Origin of the sequence: Paracoccus solventivorans (genome assembly GCF_900142875.1) — a bacterium.
Taxonomy (GTDB): Bacteria; Pseudomonadota; Alphaproteobacteria; order Rhodobacterales; family Rhodobacteraceae; genus Paracoccus; species Paracoccus solventivorans.
Genome location: NZ_FRCK01000001.1, coordinates 346,153 through 370,990 on the forward strand (window position 1 = coordinate 346,153; position 24,838 = coordinate 370,990).

Here is a 24,838-nt window from a genome sequence, read left to right on the forward strand (position 1 = left end):
GAATGAGGCAACGATGCGGCGGATAGCTCACGCGACGATGATGGCGGTGTTTCTGGGCACGGCGGCGCTGCCGGCGCTGGCCCAGCAGGGGCCGCTGGCCCCGGTTGCCTATGTCAACAACTCGGCCGTCACCCGCTATGAGGTGGCGCAGCGCGTCCGCTTCATGCAGATCCTGCGCGCGCCTGATGCCAACCCCGACGCAGCCCTGCAGGCGCTGATCGACGACCGGCTGAAGATGCAGGCGGCCGAGCAGATGGACATCCGCGTCACCGACGAGGGGCTCGAGGCCGGTCTGGCCGAGTTCGCCGGCCGCGCCGGGCTGGATACCGCCGGTTTTGCCGCCGCGCTGGCCTCGGAGGGGGTGGAACGCCAGGCTTGGCGCGATTTCGTCCGCGTAAGCGTGGCCTGGCGCGAGGTGATCCGCCAGCGCGTCGTCCCCGGCATCAGCGTCAGCGACCGCGAGATCGAGCAGGAGCTGAAGCAGGAAATCCAGACCCCGATCATCACCCAGGTGCTGCTGTCGGAACTGGTGATCCCCGCCCCCCCCGGGCAAGAGGCGCAGGCCCAGGCCATCGCGCAGCGCCTGTCGGAAACCGTGCGCAGCGAAGCGCAATTCGCCGCCGCCGCCCGCCAGTATTCCGCCGTGCCCACCGCGCCCGAGGGCGGGCGCCTGCCCTGGACCTCGATCGACAACCTCGCCCCCGGGCTGCGCGAGATCCTGCTGCGCATCCCCGAGGATTCGATCAGCGCACCGCTGAGCGTGCAGGGCGCGGTGGTGCTGTTCTATCTGCGCGACACCCGCGGGCGGCTGCGCGCGGGCGCAAGCGACCAGACCGTGGACTATGTGGAACTGGCGCTGCCCTCGGCCGCCGAGGGCGCGCAGATCCTGTCGGTCGCCGACAGCTGCGACCAGGTCTATGTGCAGGCGAACCGCTTTGCCGGCGACGTGATCCAACGCCACAGCCTGCCGCTGTCCGCGGTGCCGCTGGATGTGGCGCAGCGCCTCGCCTCGCTCGACCCCGATGAGGGCACGGTGATCGACTATGGTCGCGGTGCGCGGCTGGTGATGCTGTGCAAGCGCACGCCGACGCTGATCGACGAGCCCGACATCGCGACCACTCTGCCCGGCCTGCCCACGCCCGCGCGGCGCGAGGCTGTGCAGCCGCCGCCCTCGGCCGCCGACGCCCCCAGCGCCGAAAACGCCGCCAGCGATGCGGCCGCCGCCGCCGGGCTGTCGACGGGAGAGCCGCCGCTGCGGTCCCGCGACGAGGTGCGGGCCGCGATCTTCAACCGCAAGGTGAACGCGGCCGCCGATGCCTATCTGGCCGAACTGCGCGCCGACGCGCTGATGCGCCGCCCGTGAGCGCCCCCCTCCGGCCCTCTCCGCCGCCGCTGATCCTGACCTGCGGCGAGCCCGCCGGCATCGGCCCGGAACTTGCCCCCCGGGCACTGGCCGCCGGGGTACCCTTCGTCTGGATGGGCGATCCCCGCCACCTGCCCGCAGGCACCAACTGGGCCGAGGTCAGCACTCCCGCTGACCCCGCCCCCGCGGGCGCGCTGCCGGTCCTGCGCCACGACTTTCCCGCCCCCGCCACCCCGGGCCGCCCCGACCCCGCCAATGCGCAGGCGGTGGCCGAAGTGATCGCGCGCGCCGCCGCCATGGCGATGGCGGGCCAGGCGGGCGGCATCTGCACCCTGCCGATCAGCAAGCAGGCGCTGAAGCAGGGCGCGGGCTTCGCCTTTCCGGGCCATACCGAATATCTCGCCGATCTGGCCGGCGGGGCGGATGTGGTGATGATGCTGGCCTCGACCAGCGTCACCCCGCCCTGCCGGGTGGTCCCGGCCACCATCCACATCCCGCTGGAGGATGTGCCCCGCACGCTGACGCCCGATCTGCTGGAACGCACGATCCGCATCACCCACGCCGGGCTGATCCGCGACTTCGGCATCGCCGCGCCACGGATCGCGGTGGCCGGGCTCAACCCCCACGCGGGCGAGGGCGGCACCATGGGCCGGCAGGAAGCCGACTGGATCGCCCCCCTCTGCACCCGCCTGCGGGCCGAAGGGCTGGACGTCTCGGGCCCCCACCCCGCCGACACCATGTTTCACGCCCCCGCCCGCGCCCGCTGGGACGCGGCCGTCGCCTGCTACCACGACCAGGCGCTGATCCCGATCAAGACGCTGGACTTTGCCGGCGGGGTCAACGTCACGCTGGGCCTGCCCTTCGTGCGGACCTCGCCCGACCACGGCACCGCCTTCGACATCGCCGGCACCGGCGCGGCGGACCCGTCCAGCACCATCGCCGCGCTGCGCCTGGCCTGGGACATGGCGTGCAAAAGGGCCGGCGCATGAGCTTTCTTCATCACGCAAATATCCCGCGGGGGTCCGGGGGCGCGAAGCCCCCGGTTGCGACAGGATGAGTGCGATCGACGGCCTGCCACCGCTGCGCGAGGTCATCGCCCGCCACGACCTGCGCGCGAAAAAGCAGCTGGGCCAGAACTTCCTGCTGGACCTGAACCTGACCGCCCGCATTGCCCGCGCCGCCGGCGATCTGACGCAATGCGACGTGATCGAGGTCGGCCCCGGCCCCGGCGGGCTGACCCGCGGGCTGCTGGCCGAGGGCGCGCGCCATGTGCTCGCCATCGAAAAGGACGCCCGCGCCATCCCGGCGCTGCAGGAAATCGCCGCGCATTACCCCGGGCGGCTGACCGTGATTCAGGGCGACGCGCTGCAGATCGACCCGCTGGCGCATGTAACGCCGCCGATCCGCATTGCCGCGAACCTGCCCTACAACATCGGGACCGAACTGCTGGTCGGCTGGCTGACGCCGCCGGAATGGCCTCCCTTCTGGCAGTCGCTGACGCTGATGTTCCAGAAAGAGGTCGCCCAGCGGATCGTGGCGAAGCCGGGGGGCAAGGATTACGGGCGGCTGGCGCTGCTCGCGCAGTGGCGCTGCGAGGCAAGGATCGTGCTGACCCTGCCGCCGCAGGCCTTCGTGCCCGCGCCCAAGGTCGAATCGGCGGTGGTGCATCTGACCGCCCTACCCGCGCCGCGGTTTCCCGCCGACGCGCGCGTGCTGGAGGAAATCACCCGCGCCGCCTTCAACCAGCGCCGCAAGATGCTGCGCGCCTCGCTGCGCGGGCTGCACCCGGCGATCGAATCGCTGCTGGAGGCATCGGGGATTGCGCCGACCGCGCGGGCCGAGGAAATCGACCTGGAACGCTATTGCGGGCTGGCCCGCGCGCTGGCGGCGGCGCGGCGAGCACCGGCCGGAATACCGCCGGGCTGAATGGGGCGAAGCCGCGGCGCTGGCTCCGGCCGGCGCGGCTGCAATCCACCTGTTGAAGGTTCCACAAGACAAAAGGGGCGCGGTTGCCCGCACCCCCGGTCTTGGTCTTCGGCCTCGTTGACGCGGCGGCGCCGGTCCGGCCGGCGCGGCTGCAATCAACCTGCCGGCGGTTCCGCAAGATCGAAGGGGCGCGGCTGCCCGCGCCCCCGATCTCAGTCCTCGGCCTTGACGGCGGGGGTGGTCTGCCCGACCGCCTCGTCGCTGCCCTCGGCCTCGTCGGCGCTGCGGCGGCGGCGCGGCGCGGCGCGCTTGGGCGCGGTCGCGGCGGTGCTGGACGCGCGCGGCTTGCGGGGGCGAGGCGGCGCGGCGGCGGGTTTTTCCGCCGGAGCGGCCTCGGCGCTGTCCGGTACCGCGGCCGGGGGCGCCGCGTCTTCTGCCTGAGCTTCGGTTTCGGGCGTCGCGATCCGGTCGGATTCGCCGGCCGGGGGGCGCGCCTCGGGCAGCGCGGTTGAGGCCGGGGCAGCCGGGCGCACGAAGCGCGGCAGCTCCTCGAGTTCCGAGGGCTCGGCGCCGTTCACCTGCCCATGGCCGGGCTGGGCTGCGTCATCTGCACCGCCGCGCGGACGCTCGTCGCGGCGCTCACCGCGGCTTTCGTTGCGCCCCTCGCCACGGTCGTCGCGGCGGTCCTGCCGGTCGCCGCGGTCGTCGCGGCGGCTTTCATTGCGGCCTTCGCCGCGGCCCTCGTTGCGCGATTCACCACGCCCGTCGCCGCGATCCTCGCGGGTATCGCCGCCCTGGCCGCCCTGCGGGCCGCCGAACTGCGCCTGCCGCTCGGCCTGCTCGCGCTGCGCCTCGCCCAGCAGGCGGGTGTAATGCTCGGCGTGCTGCAGGAAGCTCTGCTCGGCCACGCGGTCGTTCGACAGCTGCGCATCGCGCGCAAGCGCCAGGTATTTCTCGATGATCTGCTGCGGGGTGCCGCGCACCTTGCCCTCGGGGCCCGAGCTGTCGAAGACGCGGTTGATGATATTGCCCAGCGACCGCGGGTTGCGGGACTTGTTGCGCGAACGGGATTTGGAAGATCTCATCGTGCCAATGTTCTGGTCCGGCGCCACGCGCCTGGATGCGGTTGGGGTCACCATCCTGCAAAGGGAAGGGCCTGAAAACCGGCCCGGGATTTCGCGGAACGTTCCTGCAGCAAGCTGTGCGGATGACCCGTGAGGGGCGTCATGCCCACATCACGCGGCCTGCTAATCATGCCAGCCGGGCCAAGGCAAGCAAAATCGTGCAGATTTTCGACATGATCCGCATGAAAAGCGGCCGTCAGGGCAAGAATTGCCCCATCACCACCCGATCGCGGCCGTCCAGATCCTGCCGCAGCGCGATTTCGCCGAAACCCGCCGCCGCCATCAGCGCCGCGACCGCCGCGCCCTGCGTCGGCCCGATCTCGACCGCCAGCCAGCCCCCCGGCAGCAGATGCGCCCCGGCACCCGCGACGATGGCGCGATAGGCACCCAGCCCGTCGCCCTCGTCGGTCAGCGCCGCCCGCGGCTCCCACTCGCGCACCTCGGGCGACAGCGCCGCCATCTCGTCCAGGGCGATATAGGGCGGGTTCGAGACGATCAGGCCGAAGCGTCCCTCGACCCCCAAGAACCAGTCCGAGCACTGGAAATCAGCCGCAATTCCAAGCGCCTGCGCGTTATCCCGCGCGACCTCCAGCGCAGCCCCGGACAGGTCCACGCCCAGGCCGCGCGCACCCGGCCGTTCGGCCAGCAGCGACAGCAGGATCGCGCCGGTGCCGGCGCCCAGGTCCAGCACGGAATCCCACGGCAGATCCAGCGCCGCCACCACCAGGGTTTCGGTTTCCGGGCGCGGGTCCAGCGTGTCGGTGGTGACGCGGAAGCGGTGCTTCCAGAACTCGCGCCAGCCCAGGATCTGGCTGACCGGCTGCCGCGCGGCGCGCGCCTCGATCGCCGCGGCAAAGGCGGTCTGCGCGGGCGCCGGCAGCGACTGCGACAATTCACCGCGCACCGAATGGCGCGGCACCCCTAGCGCAAAACCCAGCAGCGCCAGCGCGTCGCCCGCCGCATCCGGCACCCCGGCCGCGGCCAGACGCCGCACCGCCTCGGCCAGCGCCTGGTGGCCGGTCTGGCTCACCCCTCGGCCTCGGCCAGCCGCGTGGCCTGGTCATGGGCGACCAGCGCGTCGATGATCTCGGACAAGTCCCCTTCCAGCACCCGGTCCAGCGCGTAAAGCGTCAGGTTGATGCGGTGGTCGGTCACCCTGCCCTGCGGGAAATTGTAGGTGCGGATGCGTTCGCTGCGGTCGCCGCTGCCGACCTGCGACTTGCGGTCGGCGGCGCGTTCGGCATCGGCGCGGTTGCGCTCCGCGTCGTAAAGCCGCGCGCGCAGCACCGCCATGGCGTTGGCGCGGTTCTGGTGCTGCGATTTCTCGCTGCTGGTCACCACGATGCCGGTGGGCAAATGGGTGATCCGCACCGCGGAATCGGTGGTGTTCACATGCTGCCCGCCCGCGCCGGATGACCGCATGGTGTCGATGCGGATGTCGCTGGCGGGGATGTCGATGTCGACCTCGGCCGCCTCGGGCAGCACCGCGACGGTGGCGGCGCTGGTGTGGATGCGCCCGCCGGATTCGGTGTCGGGCACCCGCTGCACCCGGTGCACGCCCGATTCGTATTTCAGCCGCGCGAACACGCCCTCGCCGGCGATATGGGCGACGGCTTCCTTGACCCCGCCCAGTTCCGAGGGCGCCAGTTCCAGCAGCCGGAAATCCCAGCCCTGCTGCTCGGCGTGGCGCTGATACATGCGCAGCAGGTCGCCGGCGAACAGCGCCGCCTCGTCTCCGCCGGTGCCGGGGCGGATTTCCAGGATCGCCGGGCGGGCGTCGGCGGCGTCGCGGGGCAGCAGCGCCAGCCGCAGCGCCTGTTCCAGCTCGGGCAGGCGGGCGCGCAGCCGGGCGATCTCGTCCTCGGCCAGCTCGCGCATGTCGGGGTCGGACAGCATCGCCTGCGCCTCGGCCAGCCCCTCGGTTGCGGCGTGAAATTCGTTGATCTGGGCGACGACCGGGCCAAGCTCGGCATATTCGCGGCTGACGCGCGCGATCTCATCGGCGGCCGGGCCGGCATTCAGCCGCGCCTCGAGATACTCGAAGCGGTTCACGATCTGGGCCAGGCGGTCGGCGGGAAACATGAGCGGCAAATAATCGCCACGCGGCGCCGCGGCAAGCCCGACCAATTTGATCCACATCAGTGACAGCCGCGTTAAGTGTTTGGATACTGTTGCCTGATAAGCGGTACCGACCCAAAGCAAAGGGAAGCAACATGAGTCCTCGTTCCGTCTTCTTACTCTCCACGGCCCTCGCATTTGCAGCGCCGGCCGCATTCGCGCAGGAAGCGGCGGATCCCACGGCCACCCCCGAGGCGGCGGTGGCCGAAGCCCCCGGCTCTCCCGATGCGGAGCTGCGCGCCGAGGCCGCAGAGTGGTTCCAGCCGATCCCCCGCGCCGCCGAGTTGCCCAGCGGGCGCCCGATGACGCAGCCGCGCATCGAACTGGGCAAGACCCTGTTCTTCGACCCGCGCATGTCGCTGTCGGGCGTGTTCTCGTGCCAGTCCTGCCACAACGTCGGCCTGGGCGGCACCGACATGCTGGAAACCTCGGTCGGCCACGGCTGGCAGCAGGGGCCGCGCAACTCGCCCACCATGCTGAACGCGGTGTTCAACGCCGCCCAGTTCTGGGACGGCCGCGCCGAGGACATGGCCGAACAGGCCAAGGGCCCGGTCCAAGCCGGGGTGGAGATGAACAACACCCCCGACAACCTGATCGAGACGCTGCAGTCCATGCCGGGCTATGTCGAGCTGTTCCAGGCCGCCTTCCCGGGTGAAGAGCAGCCGATCACCTTCGACAACTTCGCCTTGGCGATCGAGGCGTTCGAGGCGACGCTGATCACCCCCAACTCGGCCTTCGACCAATGGCTGATGGGTATCGACGGCGCCATGAACGAGCAGGAAAAGCGCGGGCTGCGCGCCTATATGGACGCCGGTTGCCAAAGCTGCCACGCGGGGGTGAACTTCGGCGGTCAGGAATACTATCCCTTCGGCCTGATCGAGGCGCCCGACGCGTCCGTCCGCCCGGAAGGCGACGTCGGCCGCTATCAGGTCACCCAGACCGAGGACGACCAGTATGTGTTCCGCGCCGCGCCGCTACGCAACGTGGCGATGACCCCGCCCTATTTCCACTCGGGCGTGATCTGGGAGCTGGAGGATGCGGTGCGCATCATGTCCTCGGCGCAGCTGGGGACCGAGCTGACGGACGAGCAGGCCACGGACATCACGGCGTTCCTGGGCACGCTGACCGGCGAGCAGCCGCAGATCGTGCACCCGATCCTGCCAGTCCGGGGCGAGACCACCCCCCGCCCGCAGCCGATCAGCCTGCCGGCCAACGCCCCGGCGGAATAAGGCAGCAAGGCGGGGCCGGGAAACCGGCCCCGCCCCCCCACGCCGCACACCCTTGCAGGGAGGTGGTGCGAGAACGCACCCCGGGGGGCCGCCGTCAGGCGGTCCCGATGGCCGTTGCGGAGCACACGGCGGCGAGGGTCGGAAGACCGGCGGATTTGGGTGACCTGCGCGAGCGCATGACCTGCGCGGCGCCCGGGATGCTGGCAGGCGCAGGTCTTTCGGGCCCACATGCGCAGCGGAGAAGGTCTGACGACCGACCGGTTCAGTTAAGGGCGCGGATGCATGGAGCTGCGCGGCGCAGGGATGGCGTCAGGCGCAGGTTCTATAGAGCCTACACGTGCGGCGGCGAGAGTCTGAAGACTGACCCCGTTCAGTTGCAGGCAGCATCAGCATCAAAAATCATTAACGCCGCACAACCGCCCCACACAACCGCCCCAACCGCCCCGCCAGCAGGCTCAGCCCTTCCGCGCCTCGACCGCAATATTGATCTTCAGCTCGTCAGAGACCGCCGGGGCAAAGCCGCCCATGTTGAAGTCGCTGCGCAGGATGCTGCCCTCGATGTCGAAGCCGACCGCGGGCAGGTTGCTCATCGGGTTCACGCCGGCCTTGTTCAGCTCGACCTCCAGCTTCACCTCGCGCGTCACCCCGTTCAGCGTCAACTCGCCGAAGACATCGGCCTCGTCCTCGTCCCGGACCTCGACGCGGGTCGAGCGGAAGGTTACGACGCTGTCGGGGGTAGCGGCAGTGACCAGCCCCTCGCCGTAGATATCCTTGTCCAGCGCCGGGGCGATGGTGCGGATCGCGCTCATCGGGAAACGCGCCTCGACGGTCGAGTTCGCGGGAGTCTCGGCGTCCAGGGTAATGCTGCCCTCAAGCCCGTTGACGAAGCCGTGGCTGGTCGAGAACCCCATGTGCTCATAGGAAAACACGATCTGGCTGTGCTCGGGGTCGAACTCATAGGTGCCGCCGATATCGCCCGGCTGCGCCGCGGCATCGGGGGCCGCCGCGCCATCGGCGGGGGCAGCGGCATTCTGGGCAAGCCCCGGTCCTGCCAGCAGCGCGGCCAGGGCCAGGACGGAAAGCCGTAGTCTCATATCCATCTCCCTCTCATGGCCCCGTGGATGAAAAGGGGCCGGCAGGGCGACAACACCGCGTGCGGCCCCGGCGTTCCCGCACCTGCGCCCGAATCACCTTGCGCCACGCGGCCCAGACCTTATAAGGCCCCATTCCTTTCCGCAGTTTTTTGCGAAACCGGCGAAGCCTCTCGTGGCGGGGCGCGGAAAGGCTGACCCGCCTATGAAGCCCGCCCGAGACGAAAGGGATGCCATGCCGCTTTACGAGCATGTGCTGATCGCCCGCCAGGACCTGTCGAATGCGCAGGCCGAAGGGCTGATCGAACATTTCTCGACCGTGCTGGCCGACAACGGCGGCACCGTCAAGGACAGCGAATACTGGGGCGTGCGCACGCTCGCCTACAAGATCAACAAGAACCGCAAGGGGCATTACGCCTTCCTGCGCTCGGACGCGCCCTCGGCCGCCGTGCAGGAGATGGAGCGCCTGGCCCGGCTGCATGACGACGTGATGCGCGTGCTGACCATCCGCGTCGACGAGCACAAGGACGGCCCCTCGGTGCAGATGCAGCGCCGCGACGACCGCGACCGTGGCGATCGCGGTGACCGTGGCGACCGTGGAGATCGCGGCGACCGCCGGGAATCGCGCGGCGACGACCGTGGCGACCGCGGTGACCGTGGCGACCGCGGTGATCGCGGCGACCGTGACCGCGCCCCCCGCAGCGACCGCTAAGAAAGGAACGACACCATGGCGACCAAACCGTTTTTCCGCCGCCGGAAGGTCGATCCGTTCGGGGGCGACAACGCCCCGGCGATCGACTACAAGGACACCCGCCTGCTGCAGCGCTACATCAGCGAACGCGGCAAGATCGTGCCGTCGCGCATCACTGCGGTCTCGGCCAAGAACCAGCGCAAGCTGGCGCAGGCGATCAAGCGCGCGCGCTTCCTTGCGCTGCTGCCTTACGCCGTGAAGTGAGGACCTGACCCATGCAAGTCATTCTGCTGGAACGCGTGGCCAAGCTAGGCCAGATGGGCGAGGTGGTGAAGGTCAAGGAGGGTTTCGCCCGCAACTACCTGCTGCCGCAGGGCAAGGCGCTGCGTGCCTCGGACGCCAACATCGCCGCCTTTGAGGCCCGCAAGGCCGAACTGGCCAGCCGCAACGACGAATCCCGCGCCGAGGCGCAGAAGATCGCCGAGACGCTGGACGGCAAGAGCTTCGTCATCATCCGCTCGGCCTCGGACGCCGGGGCGCTGTATGGCTCGGTGACGCCGCGCGACGTGGCCGATGCCGCCGGGGCCGAGGGCTTTGCCGTCGAGCGCCGCGCCGTGGTGCTGGCCGCGCCGATCAAGGATCTGGGGCTGCACGAGGTGACCATCCACCTGCACCCCGAGGTCGAGGTCAAGGTGACGCTGAACGTCGCCCGCTCGCCCGAAGAGGCCGAGCTGCAGGCCTCGGGCAAGTCGATCCAAGAGCTGGCGGCCGAGGAAGACGCCGCCGCCGAGTTCGAGATCGCCGAGCTGTTCGATGACATCGGTTCGGCCGGCCGCGAGGACGACGAAGGCCCGCGCGGCGAATAAGCGCCGCCCATGCCCTATCAATGCGACCGCGCCGGATTCCGGCGCGGTTTTCTTTTGTGGCGCGGGCCATGCGCGGGGCGGTTCGCGGGCGGGAACGATCCCGGGCAGCCGCGGGTTGAAGGGGCAAGGACCGGCCGCAACCGTGGCCCCAGCAAGGATTTCCCCATGGCCGACAACGATCATCTGCCGCAGAACACCCATATTCCCGCCGACCCCGGCGCCGGCGCCGCACGGATGGACTCGCGCCGGATCCCGCCGCATGGCGATGTCTCGCCCAAGGGCGACCGGATCTGGCCGCGCCCGTCGATGACCGCCAAGGTGCTGGTCTATGGCGGCACGGCGCTGGCAGCGGCGGCGGCGACCGCGGCCGGGGTGCTGGCGGTGCGCAAGGTGGCGGATCTGGTGTCGGGCAACGAGGCGCTGGACCGCGAGGCTGACCGCGCCGCCGAACGCGCAGCCGAGCGGGCACGCCAGCAGGTCTACAGCGCCGCCCGCGGCGGCAGCTCTGGCCACGCCCCCCGCTTTGCCATCATGCCCGACCCCGAGCGCGAGGAGATGCGCACCCGCGCCCGCACCCGGATGCGCGAGGATGCCGCGGCCCGCAACCGCCTGCGCGAGCAGGCCCGCGCCGCCTCGGAGGCGCCCGGCAAGACCCGGCCCCGCCGCCCGGCGCCACCCCGCCAGGGACTGCTGGACGAGATCGAAAGCAATGCCCGCCGCGTGACCCGCACCATCGACGATGTGGTCGGCGCCGTAGGGGCGGCGGTGGCTGGCTTCCGCTCGGTCGCCGGGCAGGCCGACGGCCTGATGCGCGAGTTCGGAGGCGCAGCCGACCAGCTGCGCAGCTTTTTCGAGCGCGGCCACGCTGGCGGCGATGCCCGGAAGCCCGCTCCGGGCGCGCCCTTTCGCCGCACCCCGGACCGCGGGGACGACGACGCGCAGGACGACCCCCGCGTTCACCGGCTGTGACGAGGGCCCGGCCGCAATGAGTGCCCGCGACGACATCATCGGCGCCTTCATGGGACCGCTGCCGGCGGACTGGCGCAGCCGCAAGGGGCTGCCGCCGCTGCCGGACGCGGACACCGCCCCAGAAACCGCCGCCAAGACCGCCGCGGCGAACCGCGCGCCGCCGCCCCGCATCCCCGGCGCCCCGCAGACCCCGTGGGAGCTGAGCCGCGAAAGCTGGCTGGCCATCGGCAAGCGGCTGATCCACGAGTTCGGCAGCGACCGGGTGACCTCGGTTGCGGGCGGCGTCACCTTCTTCGGGCTGCTGGCGCTGTTCCCGGCGATCACGGCGCTGGTCTCGATCTATGGGCTGCTGGCCGACCCCTCGACCATTGCCGGCAACCTCGAGATGCTGGACCGGATGCTGCCGGAAAGCGCCATCGAGCTGATCGAAGGACAGGTCACCGCCATCGCCTCGGCCTCCAGCACCTCGCTGTCGATCGCGGGGATCGTGGCGATCCTGGTGGCGCTGTGGACCGCGAACGGCGGGATGAAGGCGCTGATCGAGGCAATGAACATCGCCTGGTTCGAAACCGAAAAGCGCGGCTTCATCCGGCTGAACCTGGTGTCGATGGCGATGACCCTGGGCGCGATCCTCAGCATCGTCGTTATGCTGGCGATGGTGGCGGTGCTGCCGATCCTGCTGAACACGGTGTTGGCCGGCGGCTGGGGCGAAACCGTCATGGGGCTGCTGCGCTGGCCGCTGCTGGTGGGGCTGCTGATCTTTGGACTGGCGGTGCTGTACCGTTTCGGCCCCAGCAAGGAGGATGCGGTCTGGCAGTGGATCTCGCCCGGGGCGCTGCTGGCCACCGCCGGGCTGCTGGTAGCCTCGGCGCTGTTTTCCTTCTACGTGTCGAACTTTGCCAATTACAACGAGACCTACGGCTCGCTGGGGGCGGCGGTGGTCACCATGATGTGGCTGTGGATCGCGGCGATCGTGGTGCTGGTCGGGGCCGAGCTGAACTCCGAGGTCGAGCGGCAGATCAAGATCGAGAACGGGGTGCCGCCCAAGGGCGACGAGGACCTGCGCAAGACGTGAAAAGGGCCGCCCCGGGGGGCGGCCCTATCCGATCCGGCGTGGGCGAGACTCAGATCTCGTCCAGCGATTCCAGAGCCTTTTCCAGCTCTTCCTTGGAGACGGCGCGTTCGGTCACCTTGGCGCCGGCGACGATGTGGTCCACCACCTTGTCCTCGAAGATCGGGGCGCGCAGCTGCTGGCGGGCGGCCTCGTTCTGCTGGATGAACTCGAAGAAGGCGCGCTCCTGGCCGGGGAAGTTGCGGGCCTGGTTCAGCACCGCCTGGGTCATTTCCTGATCGCTGACGGTGATCTCGGCCTTTTGCCCGACATCGGCCAAGAGCAGGCCCAGACGCACCCGGCGCTCGGCCAGTTTCTTGTGTTCCTCGGTCGGCTCGATGGCGCCGTGGTTGTGGCCGTGCTCTTCGGGGTGTTCCTCGTGCCACAGCTGGTGGGCGATCTGCGCCGCCTCGGCCTCGACCAGCGATTCCGGCAGTTCGAAGCTGACCAGCTCGTCCAGGCGGTCGAGCAGCGCGCGCTTGACCAGCGCCCGCGCCGCGCCCTTGTATTCGGCGCCGAGCCGGTCCGAGATCTGGGTCTTCAGCGCCTCGAGGCTTTCGGCGCCGAAGCGCTTGGCCAGCTCGTCGTCGATTTCAGCGGCTTTCGGCGACTTGACGGCGTGGACCTTGGTTTCAAACACCGCGGCCTTGCCCTTGAGATGGGGCGCGCCGTAATCCTCGGGGAAGGTGACGTTGACGTTGATCTCGTCGCCGGCCTTGGCGCCGATCAGCTGCTCCTCGAAGCCGGGGATGAACGAGCCCGAGCCCAGCACCAGCGGATAGCCCTCGGCGGTGCCGCCCTCGAACGCCTCGCCGTCGACCATGCCCTTGAAGTCGATGGTGACCTGATCGCCCGACTGCGCGGCCTCGCCCTCGGCGCGGTCCTCGAAGTCCTGCGCGTTCTTGGCCAGGTTCTCCAGCGCCTCGGTGACGGCGGATTCCTCGGGCTCGACGGTCAGGCGCTCCAGCTCGACGCCGGACAGGTCGGTCTCGGGGATCTCGGGCAGCAGCTCGTAGGAGACGTTGACGACCACGTCGTCACCCTCGGTCCAGCCTTCCCCGTTTTCCATCTCGACCTTGGGCTGGGTGGCGGGGCGGACGTTGCCCTCGGCCATATGGGCGTTGATCGCGTCGTCGATGGATTTCTGCATCGCGTCGCCCATGACCCGCTGGCCATAGGTCTTTTTCAGCAGCGCCATCGGCACCTTGCCCTTGCGGAACCCCTTCATCTCGATCTGGGGCTGGGCCTCGGCAAGCTGGCGGTCCACCTCGGCGGCAAGCTCGGCCGCCGGCAGGGTGAAGCGGTAGCCGCGCTTGAGACCTTGGTTCAGGGTTTCCGTGACCTGCATATCCGTTCCTTCGTTTCCATCCTGGTGCGGGTGGAGGGACTTGAACCCCCACGCCTTGCGGCGCCAGAACCTAAATCTGGTGCGTCTGCCAGTTCCGCCACACCCGCAATTCCTGCCCGGACGGGCCGAGGGGTCCGCCGGAAATCCGGGGCGTCTTAGCAAAGCCCGCCGCCGCACGCGAGGGGATTCTTGCGTCGGGCGCCGGACCGGGGCGCTGCCCCGGACCCCGGGATATTTGCGGACAGAAGATGTCAGGCGCCCAGATCGCGCAGGACCGCGGGCAGCATATCGGGCAGGTCGTCGGCGATCAGCCCGGGGCCGAAGCGGCGGGCAGCGGCAGCGTGGAGGAGGGCGCCGGTCGCGGCGGCGTCGAGCGGCGCGAGGCCGCGGGCCAGCAGCCCGGCGATGATCCCCGACAGCACGTCGCCCGCCCCCGCCGTGGCCAGCCAGGGCACGTCGAAGGCCGAATGGATGCGCAGCTGTCCGTCGGGGGCGGCGATCACCGTGTCGGGGCCTTTCAGCAGCAGCGTGGCGCCTGACCGGGCAGCAGCTTCGCGCGCGGCGTCGATGCGGGAATAGAACGGGCCGTGGGGCGAGGTTTCGGCCAGTTTCGCGGCGAGGTCGGGGAAGACCCGCGCGAACTCACCCTGGTGCGGGGTCAGGACGCAGGCCGGGTGCAGCCCGCCCGGGCCGCGCGCCGCCAGCGCGGTCACCGCGTCGGCATCGAGCACGCAGGGGCGTTCCGCCGCCAGCAGCGGGTCGAGCAGCGCGGCCGCGCGCTCGACACCGCAGCCCGGTCCCAGCACGACGGCGGAGATGCGCGCATCGGCCAGCAGCGCCGCCAGCGCATCGGCATCGTCCACCCCGCGCCGCATCAGGGCGTCGGGCGGGCCGGAGTGTTCGATCAGCGCCGCGCGGGGCGGGCCCAGCGTCACCAGCCCCGCCCCCGCCCGCAGCGCCGCCCGCGCCGCCAGCCGGGCGGCGCCGCCGTGGCCGAAGCCGCCCGCCAGCACCAGCGCGTGGCCATGGGTGAACTTGTGGCCGCCGCCGGCGCGGGCCTTGTCCAGCGCGGCGGTGCCGTGGGCGGGGCGGCGGCTGTCGGGAATGTCGAAGCTGGGGGCGACGCCGATCATCGGGGCGACGGCGGCCTCGCGCCAGCGGCGCAGCCCGATGTCGGCGATAACCAGTTCGCCGCAGCAGTCGGGGCCGCGCTCCAGCAGGTGCCCGGGCTTGGGGCTGTCGAAGGCGACGGTCAGCCGGGCACGCAGCTCATCCGTGGCCGCTTCCCGCGGCCGGCCCAGGAACCCGCCGCTGTCGAGGCAGAGCCCGCTGGGGCAGTCCACCGCCACCAGCTCGGTCGCCCTGTCCTGCCCCAGATGGGCAAGGATGGCGGCGATCTCGCCCTTTGGCGCGCGGGTCAGGCCGGTGCCGAAGATCGCATCCACGCAGAGATCGGCAGGCTTGCGGCGCAGCTGATCCAGCGTCAGGGGGGCGATGGCCCCGATTGCGGCCCAGCGCTGCTTCATCAGCGCCGCATCCGGGCCGGGGGTGTTGTCCATCCCCAGCACCCGCAGCCGCCAGCCCGCCTGCGCCAGATGCCGTGCCACCACATAGCCGTCGCCGCCGTTGTTGCCCGGGCCGCACAACACCAGCGCCCGCCCCGGACGCGGCCAGCGCAGCCGGATCGCCCCGGCGACGGCGGCGCCCGCGCGCTCCATCAGCTCGGCGCCGCTGACCGCGCCGCTGGCCATGGCGGCGGCCTCGATCGCGCGCATCCGGGCGGTGGTCAGCACCTCGGCCCAGCCCATCCGCAGGCTGCCTGTTTTCTGTGCAGATTGCCGCATCTATGTGCACCTCTCCGCCGGATTGCACTGCCGCGGGACCATTCGGGCATCGGCGCATTTACCCCGGCCATCAAACCAGCCACCACGGCCCTGATGCAACCGCAACCATGGAGCCGCCGGATGAAAAAGATCGAGGCGATCATCAAGCCCTTCAAGCTGGACGACGTGAAGGAGGCGCTGCAGGACGCCGGGGTCCAGGGGTTGTCGGTGATCGAGGTCAAGGGGTTCGGCCGCCAGAAGGGCCACACCGAACTGTATCGCGGCGCCGAATATGTCGTGGACTTCCTGCCCAAGGTGAAGCTGGAGATGGTGCTGCCCGACGACATGGTGGATGCGGCGGTCGAGGCGATCATCGGCGCCGCCCGCACCGACAAGATCGGCGACGGCAAGATCTTCGTCTCGCCCGTCGAACAGGCGATCCGCATCCGCACCGGCGAGACCGGCGACGACGCGCTGTAAGCCAACCGAACCCGCCGCGAACCCGCGGCAAAGGAGACGACACACATGAAAACCGTCGCCGAAGTGCTGGAACTTCTGGCTTCCGAAGAAGTGGCCTATGTCGATGTCCGCTTCACCGACCCCCGCGGCCGGCTGCATCACGTCACGCTGGACGTGGATCTGGTCAACGAGGATTTCTTTGAGGACGGGCTGATGTTCGACGGCAGCTCGGTCGCCGGATGGAAATCGGTCGACCAGTCCGACATGAAGCTGATGCCCGACCCGGCCACCGCCTATCTGGACCCGTTCTACGCCGAAAAGACCCTGTGCCTGCATTGCACCGTGGCCGAGCCCGACACCGGAGAGCCCTATTCCCGCGACCCCCGCGGCACCGCCGTCAAGGCCGAGGCCTATCTGAAGTCGACCGGCATCGGCGACGTGGCCTGGTTCGGCCCCGAGGCCGAGTTCTTCATCTTTGACGACGTGCGGTTTTCGGTCACCCCGCAGAAGGTCGGCTACCAGATCGACGCGGTGTCGGCCGCCTGGAACACCGACAGTGAATACGAGATGGGCAACCAGGCGCATCGCGCCCCGCTCAAGGGCGGCTATGTGCCGGTGAACCCGATCGACGACGGCCAGGATATCCGCAGCGAGATGCTGTCCACGCTCAAGCGTATCGGCATCAAGGTGGACAAGCACCACCACGAGGTCGCCACCTGCCAGCACGAGCTGGGCACCGTCTTCGGCGGGCTGGTGGAACAGGCCGACAACCTGCAAAAGCAGAAATACGTCATCCACAACGTCGCCCATGCCTATGGCAAGACCGCGACCTTCATGCCCAAGCCGATGAAGGGCGACAACGGCTCGGGGATGCATGTGAACATGTCGATCTGGAGGGACGGCAAGCCGCTGTTTTCCGGCGACAAATATGCGGACCTGTCGCAAGAGGCGCTGTGGTTCATCGGCGGCATCCTGCGCCACGCCAAGGCGCTGAACGCACTGACCAACCCCTCGACCAACAGCTACAAGCGGCTGATCCCGGGGTTCGAGGCGCCGGTGCTGCGGGCCTATTCGGCGCGCAACCGCTCGGGCGCGGTGCGGATTCCGTGGACCGAAAGCCCCAAGGCCAAGCGGGTCGAGGCGCGGTTCCCCGATCCCTCGGCCAACCCCTACCTGGCCTTTGCGGCGCTGCTGATGGCGGGGCTGGACGGGATCCGCAACAAGATCGACCCGGGCCCGGCCTCGGACAAGGACCTGTACGACCTGCCGCCCGAAGAGCTGGCAGGCATCCCCACGGTCTGCGGCAGCCTGCGCGAGGCGCTGGACGAGCTGGAAAAGGACATGGATTTCCTGCTGGCCGGCGACGTGTTCACCCGCGACCAGCTGGGCGCCTATATCCGGCTGAAGCGCGGCGAGGTCGAAGCCTTCGAGCAGACCCCGCATCCGATCGAATACGCGATGTATTACAGCTGCTGACGCTGTTTCGGCGGCACCGCCGGACCGGGGGTTTTCCACCCCCGGACCCCCGGAGGATATTTGAAACCGCCCGAACCCCTGCCCCCCCGGTTGCCTCTGAGGCCGCCAAGGGGGTAAGCGGGCGGCGACAGTTTTCGAGAAGGTGAAGGCCATGATCCCGCGCTATTCCCGCCCCGAGATGGTGGCCATCTGGTCGCCGGACACCAAGTTCCGCATCTGGTACGAGATCGAGGCCCATGCCTGCGACGCGCAGGCCGATCTGGGCGTGATCCCGCGCGAGAACGCCGAAGCGGTGTGGAAAGCGAAGGATGTCACCTTCGACGTGGCCCGCATCGACGAGATCGAGGCGGTGACCAAGCACGACGTGATCGCCTTTCTGACCCATCTGGCCGAGCATGTGGGCAGTGAGCAGGCGCGCTTCGTTCACCAGGGGATGACCAGCTCGGACGTGCTGGACACCACGCTGAACGTGCAGCTGGTGCGCGCCGCCGACATCCTGCTGGCCGACATGGACCGGGTGCTGGCGGCGCTGAAAAAACGTGCCTTTGAACACAAGGACACGGTGCGCATCGGCCGCAGCCACGGCATCCATGCCGAGCCCACCACCATGGGCCTGACCTTCGCCCGCTTCTACGCCGAGATGGCCCGGGGCCGCGAGCGGCTGGAGCGCGCCCGCGAGGAAGTCGCGACCGGCGCGATTTCCGGCGCGGTCGGCACCTTCGCCAACATCGACCCGGCGGTCGAGGACCATGTCTGCGAGATGATGGGGCTGCGCCCGGAACCGATCAGCACGCAGGTGATCCCGCGCGATCGCCACGCGATGTTCTTTGCCACGCTGGGGGTGATCGCCTCGAGCATGGAAAACATCGCCATCGAGATCCGCCACATGCAGCGCACGGAGGTGCTCGAGGCCGAGGAATATTTCAGCCCCGGCCAGAAGGGCAGCTCGGCGATGCCGCACAAGCGCAACCCGGTGCTGACCGAAAACCTGACCGGGCTGGCGCGGCTGGTGCGCATGGCGGTGGTGCCGGCGATGGAAAACGTAGCGCTGTGGCACGAGCGCGACATCAGCCATTCCTCGGTCGAGCGCGCCATCGGACCGGACGCGACGATCACGCTGGATTTCGCGCTGAACCGGCTGGCCGGGGTGATCGAGAAGCTGGTGATCTATCCCGACAACATGCTGGCCAACATGAACAAGTTCCGCGGGCTGGTGATGTCGCAGCGGGTGCTGCTGGCGCTGACCCAGGCCGGGGTGTCGCGCGAGGACGCCTATCGTCTGGTGCAGCGCAACGCCATGAAGGTCTGGGAACAGGGTGCCGATTTCCGCGAGGAACTGCTGGCCGACCCGGAAGTGACCGCGGCACTGTCGCCCTCCGAGATCGAAGAGAAGTTCGACCTCGGCTATCACACCAAGCACGTCGACACGATCTTCCGCCGGGTGTTCGGCGAGGCCTGAGCCCGTTCACCGAAGCTTAAGGGTCCGCGTGCCAGATTGCCCTGACGGTGATTCGACGGGGGCGGGCATGATCAGGGCGACGCCGGGGCTGACGCCCCGGCAAAAGGCGGCGGTGGTGGTCCGGGTGGTGCTGGCCGACGGCGAGGGGCTGGGCCTCTCGCAGCTGCCGCCCGAGTTGCAGGCGCTGCTGGCGCAGGAAATGTCGGTGATGGAGCTGGTCGACCGCGAGACCTGCGACCAGATCCTGACCGAGTTCTGCGACATGATCGAGGCGGTGGGGGTGACCTTTCCCGGCTCGATCGACGGCACGCTGGATTTCCTGGGCGCGCATCTGTCGCCCGACACCACCCTGCGGCTGCAGAAGCTGGCGGCGCTGAATGGCGCCGCCGACCCTTGGGACCGGATCGCCGCCCTGGCCCCCGCGCAGCTGGCCGAGCTGGCCCGGACCGAGGCGGTCGAGGTCGCGGCGGTGATGTTCTCGCGCCTGCCGGTGGCGCGGGCGACGCAGGTGTTCGGGCTGCTCGACGCCGGGCTGGCGCGGCGGATTGCCTATGCGATGTCGCTGACCGCGGGGATCGAGGCGCCGGCGTTGCGGCGGATCGGACTGGCGCTGATGCGGGCGGTGGAATCGCTGCCGAAGCCGGCGATCGACGCGCAGCTGGTGGAAAAGCTGGGCGCGCTGCTGAACCTGGCGCCCGCGCAGACCCGCGACACGGTGCTGGCCGGGCTCGACCAGGACGACGCCGCCTTTGCGGTGCAGGTGCGCCGGACCATCTTTACCTGGGCGAATATCCCGCGCCGGCTCGACCCCCGCGACATTCCCCGCGTCATGCGCGAGGTCGACGCCGCCACCATCGCCAAGGCGATGGCCGGGGCCACCGGCGACGATGCGCCCACGGTCGAGTTCCTGCTGGGCGGGCTCGGCTCTCGCCTGGCCGATTCGATGCGCGAGGAGATCGAGGCGGTGGGCAAGGTCTCGGCCCGCGACGCCGAGGCTGCAATGACCACAGTGGTCGCCGCGATCCGCGAGATGGAACAGGCGGGCGAGCTGGTGCTGCTGACCGAGGCCGAGGAGGAGGAAGATGCGACCGCGCCGCCAGCCGCTGCACCCGAGGGGTGAGGATGGGCGCCGTTTGGCGTATGGAGGGCTGGGGTTTGGGTGAGAATGGTCGCCGTTGGCCTGAAGATGACCGCCGTTTGGGGTGTGGAGGGCCGCCGTTGGTGTGAAGATGGCCGATGTGTCTCGCAGTGCCGGGCACGAGACCCGTCGGCCGCCCGAGTCCGAGCGGGCAGGCCCGGGTTTTGCCGACAAGGGGCCAGCACAAAGGGTGGGATCACCTGGCGGCCTCCCCCTGCCCGAGAAGGGCCCGGTCATGCGGGGCAGCCTCAGCGGCAGGCGGTATTGGCCAGCCACGGCGGTGGGATCACTTGCCAGCCGCAGCGGCGGGTGCCACCTCCACCGCAGCGGTGGGATCACTTGCCAGCCTCAGCGACGGGCGGCACCTCCACCGCAGCGGTGGGATCACTTGCCAGCCACGGCGGCGGACCACTTGCCAGCCGCGGCGGCGGGCGACTATTCAGGACCGCATTCCAGGCATGTTTTCAGGAACCGGGGCCGTCCCAAATGACCAACATGATCGCGGCCGTGCTGGCGCTGATGATCCTGGGGCTGTTCGCACTGGGCGCGCTGGTGCTGCACTGGAACCTGCCGCTATTCCTGGGCCGGCAGATGCTGGTCTTCATCGAATGGGTCAGCTTCTGGCGCTGAGCCGCAGCATCGCGGGCCTTGCCGTGCTGCCGCAACCGCTCTGCCCACCCGTGCGCCCATATCGCACCGCAGACCGAGAAAGCCGCCGGCTGTTGGAGTCCCACGGCTCGCCCGACCGGATCGCGCTGGTCCTCAACGAACTGCACGGCGTCAGCCAAGACGGCGCGCTGGCCGCGCTGGACAAGCGGTTCAAGGCTGACATCGACCCCGCCCGCGTCGCCGCGATCATCAACGAGCCGGTGCCGATCAAGCCCCCGGCCCATGGGCCAACCCGCCACCCGACACAGCTCCCCGTTGGTGCGCCCCTGCTGCGGCAACCACGCAACCGAATCCTCACCCGGTCCCGCACCGCCCCGACGGATGGACCAACGCCCTGCCACCGGACACAGCTACCCGCTGGTGCGCCCCTACTGCGGCAACCATGCGACCGAATCCTCACCCGGTCCCGCACCGCCCCGACGGATGGACCGACGCCCTGCCACCCGACACAGCTACCCGCTGGTGCGCCCCTACTGCGGCAACCATACAGTCGAATCCCCACCCGGCCCCGCACCGCCCCCGGCAGCAGGACCCGCCAGCCCCTCGCCCGCCAGCCGGGCCCCATCCTCCGGCAGAGGCCCCCTTTCGGCGGCATTTCGCGCGGCTGATTGCAATCCCCCGCCATATTGGGCATTGCCTTGCGCGCGGAGACCTGCGGTTGGAGAGGACTAACATGGCTGTCAAGGTAGCTATCAACGGCTTTGGCCGGATCGGGCGCAACGTTCTCCGGGCGATCATCGAATCAGGCCGGACCGACATCGAGGTCGTGGCGATCAACGATCTTGGCCCGGTGGAAACCAACGCGCATCTGCTGCGCTACGATTCGGTGCATGGGCGCTTCCCGGCCGAGGTCAAGGTTGCGGGCGACACCATCGACGTGGGCCGCGGCCCGATCAAGGTCTCGGCCGAACGCAACCCGGCCGACCTGCCCTGGGGCCATGTCGACGTGGTGATGGAATGCACCGGCATCTTCACCAGCCGCGACAAGGCGCAGGCGCATCTGCAGAACGGCGCCAAGCGGGTGCTGATCTCGGCCCCCGGCGACAATTCCGACAAGACCATCGTCTATGGCGTCAACCATGACACGCTGACCGCCGAGGATGTCATCGTCTCGAACGCATCCTGCACCACGAACTGCCTGTCGCCGGTCGCCAAGGTGCTGAACGACACCGTGGGGATCACCCGCGGCTTCATGACCACCATCCACAGCTATACCGGCGACCAGCCGACGCTGGACACGATGCACAAGGACCTGTATCGCGCCCGCGCCGCGGCGCTGTCGATGATCCCGACCTCGACCGGCGCTGCCAAGGCGGTGGGGCTGGTGCTGCCCGAACTCAAGGGCAAGCTGGACGGGGTGGCGATCCGGGTGCCGACGCCGAACGTCTCGGTCGTGGACCTGACCTTCGAGGCCGCGCGCGATACCTCGGTCGAGGAAATCAACAACGCGATCCGCGCGGCGGCCGACGGCCCGCTCAGGGGCATCCTCGGTTATACCGACCAGCCGCTGGTCTCGATCGACTTCAACCACGACCCGCATTCCTCGGTCTTCCACATGGACCAGACCAAGGTGATGGAAGGCCGGCTGGTCCGCATCCTGACCTGGTACGACAACGAATGGGGCTTCTCGAACCGCATGTCGGACACCGCGGTGGCGATGGGCAAGCTGATCTGAGCGCCCCAGGCCCTGAATGACGAAAGGCCCGGCGCGTGCCGGGCCTTTTCGTTTCACGCGCAGGGTTTCACTTGCCCGACGAGGACAGCCGCCGCGCATTGGCCCTGGTGCGCTGCCCATAGGGCCGCAGCGCCGCGCTGAGGATCTGGTCCGCCCGCCGCCCCTTGGCCGCCGAGCGGAACGCCGCCGACAGGGATTCGCGATAGGCGTCGGTCTTTTCCGTCACCATCCGCAGATTCTCGCTGGGCCGATGCGGCACCATTCCCAGCAGCCCCGCGGTGCGCATGGTGATCACGAACTGCGCCTCGATTCCCATGCGACACAGATCGCCCATCAGCCGCAGCGGCAGGGCAGGTGGAAACTGAAAGCCGTTCATCTTCTCATTCCTTTTCGCAGACTCTGCGATCACTGCCGGTATTGCTGCGCCCGACGGCGGAAAAATGCCAGACATATTTCCGGCTACCCCGCTGCTGAGGGGGGTTCCGACATCGCGTCCCCACTGGATAACGCCGCGCGCTTCGGTATAGACCCGGGGCCATGAACACAAAGCTGCGCATCCGCCGCCCCGACGACTGGCATCTGCATCTTCGCGACCGGGAAATGCTGGCCGCGGTGGCACCGTGGTCCGCCGGGCTGGGCCGCGCGATCATCATGCCGAACCTGGTGCCGCCGGTGGTGACCGGGGCCGAGGCGGCAGCCTATCGCGACCGCATCCTGGCGGCGTTGCCGGAAAATGTGACGTTGCGTCCCTTGATGACGCTGTATCTGACCGAGGCCACCGATCCGGCCGACGTGCTGGCGGCCCACGCGCAGGGAATCATCGCCGCGGTCAAGCTGTATCCGGCGGGCGCCACCACCAACTCGGCCAGCGGGGTGCGCGATTTCGACCGCGTGCGCCCGGTGCTCGAGGCAATGGCCGGGGCCGGGATTCCGCTGTGCGTGCATGGCGAGGTCACCGACCCGGCGGTCGACATCTTTGACCGCGAGGCGGTGTTCATCGACCGCGTGCTGGAACCGATCCGCCGCGCCACCCCCGGGCTGCGGGTGGTGATGGAGCATGTGACCACCGCCGACGGCGTCGCCTATGTGCGGTCGGGCGACAATATCGGCGCGACGATCACCACCCATCACCTGGTGATCAACCGCAACCATATCCTCGTCGGCGGCATCCGGCCGCATTACTACTGCCTGCCGGTCGCCAAGCGCGAAAGCCACCGGCTGGCGCTGGTCGAGGCCGCGACCTCGGGCGATCCCCGCTTCTTCACCGGCACCGACAGCGCGCCGCACCCCGACCGCGCCAAGGAAAGCGCCTGCGGCTGCGCCGGCTGCTTCACCGCGCCGAACTGGCTGCAGATCTGCGCGCATGTATTCGAGCAGGCGGGCGCGCTGGACCGGCTGGAGGGGTTCACCAGCCTGCACGGCGCCGCGTTCTACGGGCTGGACCCGAACCCGGATCACATCAGCCTGGTCCGCCGCGACGAACCGGCGCGCTGGCCCGAGCGCATCACCGCCGGCGGCGAGACCGTCACCGTGTTCGACCCCGGCTTCCCGGTCCACTGGCATATCGAGGACGACGCATGAGCCTGAGCTTTCCCACCGCCGAGGAGATGGCGCGGCTGTCCGCGCGGATGCTGCTGGAAATCAAGGCGGTGCATTTCTCGGCCGAGCCCTTCACCTATGCTTCGGGGCAGAAGGGGCCGACCTATATCGACTGCCGCAAGCTGATCTCGCACCCGCGCATCCGCGGCACGCTGATGGATTTCATGGCCGCGACCGTCTGCCGCAATGCCGGGTTCGAGGCGTTCGACAACATCGCCGGGGGCGAGACCGCGGGCATCCCCTTTGCCGCCATGGTGGCCGAGCGGCTGGGCCTGCCGATGAGCTATGTGCGCAAGAAGCCCAAGGGCTACGGCCGCAACGCCCGGATCGAGGGCGAGATGCGCGAGGGGCAGCGGGTGCTGCTGGTCGAGGACCTGACCACCGACGGCGGCTCGAAACTGTCCTTTGTCGATGCGATCCGCGAGACCGGGGCGAGCTGCGCCCACACGGCGGTGATCTTCTACTACGGAATCTTCCCGGGAACCACGCAGCGGCTGGCCGATCACGGCGTCGCCCTGCATCACCTGTGCACCTGGTGGGACGTTCTGGCCGAGGCCAAGGCGCAAGGCTCGTTCGACGCGGCCACCATCGCCGAGGTCGAGGCGTTCCTGCACGATCCCCGCGGCTGGCAGGCAGCGCATCCGTAGGACCGGCGGCGGCAGCGGCCCGGTCGGACGGGGGCTGTCTGCCCCCGCGCGGCCCTT

The 24,838-nt window shown here is 69.5% G+C and carries 24 protein-coding genes and 1 tRNA gene; 17 read left to right on the forward strand and 8 right to left on the reverse strand.

Translation table 11 applies throughout. The features are described from left to right. Positions 1-13 precede the first annotated feature (13 nt). From BUB57_RS01700 to rsmA, 3 genes are all read left to right on the forward strand, one after another. Positions 14-1,363 carry a peptidylprolyl isomerase gene (locus BUB57_RS01700; RefSeq protein WP_073060956.1) on the forward strand — a complete coding sequence of 450 codons (1,350 nt, stop codon included), beginning with the start codon at positions 14-16 and terminating at the stop codon, positions 1,361-1,363. Then, complete coding sequence (gene pdxA / locus BUB57_RS01705; protein WP_073060959.1) at positions 1,360-2,352, forward strand: 4-hydroxythreonine-4-phosphate dehydrogenase PdxA; 993 nt, start codon at positions 1,360-1,362, stop codon at positions 2,350-2,352. Before BUB57_RS01700 ends, pdxA begins: the two co-directional genes overlap by 4 nt. 64 nt (positions 2,353-2,416) lie before the next feature. Continuing rightward, a complete protein-coding gene (rsmA, locus tag BUB57_RS01710; RefSeq protein ID WP_073060963.1) occupies positions 2,417-3,289 on the forward strand; it encodes a 16S rRNA (adenine(1518)-N(6)/adenine(1519)-N(6))-dimethyltransferase RsmA in 873 nt (290 codons plus the stop codon). 212 nt (positions 3,290-3,501) lie between these two features. Here rsmA and BUB57_RS01715 read toward each other — a convergent pair whose 3' ends face one another. From BUB57_RS01715 to prfA, 3 genes are all read right to left on the reverse strand, one after another. After that, a complete protein-coding gene (locus tag BUB57_RS01715; RefSeq protein ID WP_073062022.1) occupies positions 3,502-4,374 on the reverse strand; it encodes a DUF4167 domain-containing protein in 873 nt (290 codons plus the stop codon). 235 nt (positions 4,375-4,609) lie between these two features. Next, a complete protein-coding gene (gene prmC / locus BUB57_RS01720) occupies positions 4,610-5,443 on the reverse strand; it encodes a peptide chain release factor N(5)-glutamine methyltransferase (protein ID WP_073060967.1) in 834 nt (277 codons plus the stop codon). Then, on the reverse strand, positions 5,440-6,495 hold the full coding sequence (gene prfA, locus BUB57_RS01725) for a peptide chain release factor 1 (RefSeq protein WP_073062025.1): 1,056 nt from the start codon (positions 6,493-6,495) through the stop codon (positions 5,440-5,442). The genes prmC and prfA overlap by 4 nt, the downstream gene beginning before the upstream one ends. A gap of 131 nt (positions 6,496-6,626) precedes the next feature. Between prfA and BUB57_RS01730 the strand changes: the two genes are divergently transcribed. Then, complete coding sequence (locus tag BUB57_RS01730) at positions 6,627-7,760, forward strand: cytochrome-c peroxidase (RefSeq protein ID WP_084731906.1); 1,134 nt, start codon at positions 6,627-6,629, stop codon at positions 7,758-7,760. Positions 7,761-8,215: 455 nt separating this feature from the next. Here BUB57_RS01730 and BUB57_RS01735 read toward each other — a convergent pair whose 3' ends face one another. Next, a complete protein-coding gene (locus BUB57_RS01735) occupies positions 8,216-8,854 on the reverse strand; it encodes a YceI family protein (protein ID WP_073062029.1) in 639 nt (212 codons plus the stop codon). A 232-nt stretch (positions 8,855-9,086) separates the two neighbouring features. Here BUB57_RS01735 and rpsF point away from each other — a divergent pair, with 232 nt between their 5' ends. The 5 genes from rpsF (at position 9,087) to BUB57_RS01760 (ending at position 12,452) form a co-directional block, all read left to right on the forward strand. After that, a complete protein-coding gene (gene rpsF, locus BUB57_RS01740; protein ID WP_073060975.1) occupies positions 9,087-9,563 on the forward strand; it encodes a 30S ribosomal protein S6 in 477 nt (158 codons plus the stop codon). 15 nt (positions 9,564-9,578) lie between these two features. Continuing rightward, complete coding sequence (rpsR, locus tag BUB57_RS01745) at positions 9,579-9,806, forward strand: 30S ribosomal protein S18 (RefSeq protein ID WP_073060981.1); 228 nt, start codon at positions 9,579-9,581, stop codon at positions 9,804-9,806. 11 nt (positions 9,807-9,817) lie between these two features. Next, on the forward strand, positions 9,818-10,408 hold the full coding sequence (gene rplI, locus BUB57_RS01750) for a 50S ribosomal protein L9 (protein WP_073060985.1): 591 nt from the start codon (positions 9,818-9,820) through the stop codon (positions 10,406-10,408). A 165-nt stretch (positions 10,409-10,573) separates the two neighbouring features. After that, positions 10,574-11,377, forward strand: coding sequence for a hypothetical protein (locus tag BUB57_RS01755; protein ID WP_073060990.1), 804 nt, complete (start codon positions 10,574-10,576; stop codon positions 11,375-11,377). A 16-nt stretch (positions 11,378-11,393) separates the two neighbouring features. After that, entirely contained in the window at positions 11,394-12,452 is a 1,059-nt protein-coding gene (locus BUB57_RS01760) for a YihY/virulence factor BrkB family protein (protein WP_073060995.1), read from the forward strand. Between the two features lie 49 nt (positions 12,453-12,501). On the opposite strand, the gene tig is transcribed toward BUB57_RS01760, so the two are convergent. From tig to BUB57_RS01775, 3 genes are all read right to left on the reverse strand, one after another. Further along, on the reverse strand, positions 12,502-13,836 hold the full coding sequence (gene tig, locus BUB57_RS01765; protein WP_073060997.1) for a trigger factor: 1,335 nt from the start codon (positions 13,834-13,836) through the stop codon (positions 12,502-12,504). A 22-nt stretch (positions 13,837-13,858) separates the two neighbouring features. After that, positions 13,859-13,943, reverse strand: a tRNA-Leu gene (locus BUB57_RS01770). A gap of 144 nt (positions 13,944-14,087) precedes the next feature. Further along, on the reverse strand, positions 14,088-15,680 hold the full coding sequence (locus BUB57_RS01775; RefSeq protein WP_234951945.1) for an NAD(P)H-hydrate dehydratase: 1,593 nt from the start codon (positions 15,678-15,680) through the stop codon (positions 14,088-14,090). Positions 15,681-15,800: 120 nt separating this feature from the next. On the opposite strand from BUB57_RS01775, the gene BUB57_RS01780 reads away from it, so the two are divergent. From BUB57_RS01780 to gap, 6 genes are all read left to right on the forward strand, one after another. Beyond that, the gene (locus tag BUB57_RS01780) at positions 15,801-16,139 is read left to right on the forward strand and encodes a P-II family nitrogen regulator (RefSeq protein WP_073061003.1); all 339 of its coding nucleotides are present in this window, start codon (positions 15,801-15,803) and stop codon (positions 16,137-16,139) included. Between the two features lie 45 nt (positions 16,140-16,184). Next, entirely contained in the window at positions 16,185-17,594 is a 1,410-nt protein-coding gene (gene glnA / locus BUB57_RS01785; RefSeq protein ID WP_073061006.1) for a type I glutamate--ammonia ligase, read from the forward strand. A 151-nt stretch (positions 17,595-17,745) separates the two neighbouring features. Further along, positions 17,746-19,053: an adenylosuccinate lyase gene (purB, locus tag BUB57_RS01790; protein ID WP_073061009.1), complete on the forward strand. Its 1,308-nt coding sequence runs from the start codon at positions 17,746-17,748 to the stop codon at positions 19,051-19,053. A 67-nt stretch (positions 19,054-19,120) separates the two neighbouring features. Further along, entirely contained in the window at positions 19,121-20,173 is a 1,053-nt protein-coding gene (locus BUB57_RS01795) for a FliG C-terminal domain-containing protein (RefSeq protein ID WP_073061013.1), read from the forward strand. 504 nt (positions 20,174-20,677) lie between these two features. Continuing rightward, complete coding sequence (locus BUB57_RS16825) at positions 20,678-20,821, forward strand: hypothetical protein (protein WP_200796390.1); 144 nt, start codon at positions 20,678-20,680, stop codon at positions 20,819-20,821. 712 nt (positions 20,822-21,533) lie between these two features. Beyond that, positions 21,534-22,535 (forward strand): type I glyceraldehyde-3-phosphate dehydrogenase, encoded by a 1,002-nt coding sequence (gene gap / locus BUB57_RS01805; protein ID WP_073061020.1) that lies wholly within the window; start codon positions 21,534-21,536, stop codon positions 22,533-22,535. Between the two features lie 67 nt (positions 22,536-22,602). Here gap and BUB57_RS01810 read toward each other — a convergent pair whose 3' ends face one another. Next, positions 22,603-22,911 (reverse strand): hypothetical protein, encoded by a 309-nt coding sequence (locus BUB57_RS01810; protein WP_073061023.1) that lies wholly within the window; start codon positions 22,909-22,911, stop codon positions 22,603-22,605. A gap of 161 nt (positions 22,912-23,072) precedes the next feature. On the opposite strand from BUB57_RS01810, the gene pyrC reads away from it, so the two are divergent. Both pyrC and BUB57_RS01820 read left to right on the forward strand, forming a co-directional pair. Beyond that, on the forward strand, positions 23,073-24,116 hold the full coding sequence (gene pyrC / locus BUB57_RS01815; protein ID WP_073061026.1) for a dihydroorotase: 1,044 nt from the start codon (positions 23,073-23,075) through the stop codon (positions 24,114-24,116). Beyond that, entirely contained in the window at positions 24,113-24,781 is a 669-nt protein-coding gene (locus tag BUB57_RS01820; RefSeq protein WP_073061029.1) for an orotate phosphoribosyltransferase, read from the forward strand. Before pyrC ends, BUB57_RS01820 begins: the two co-directional genes overlap by 4 nt. Positions 24,782-24,838: the final 57 nt, after the last annotated feature.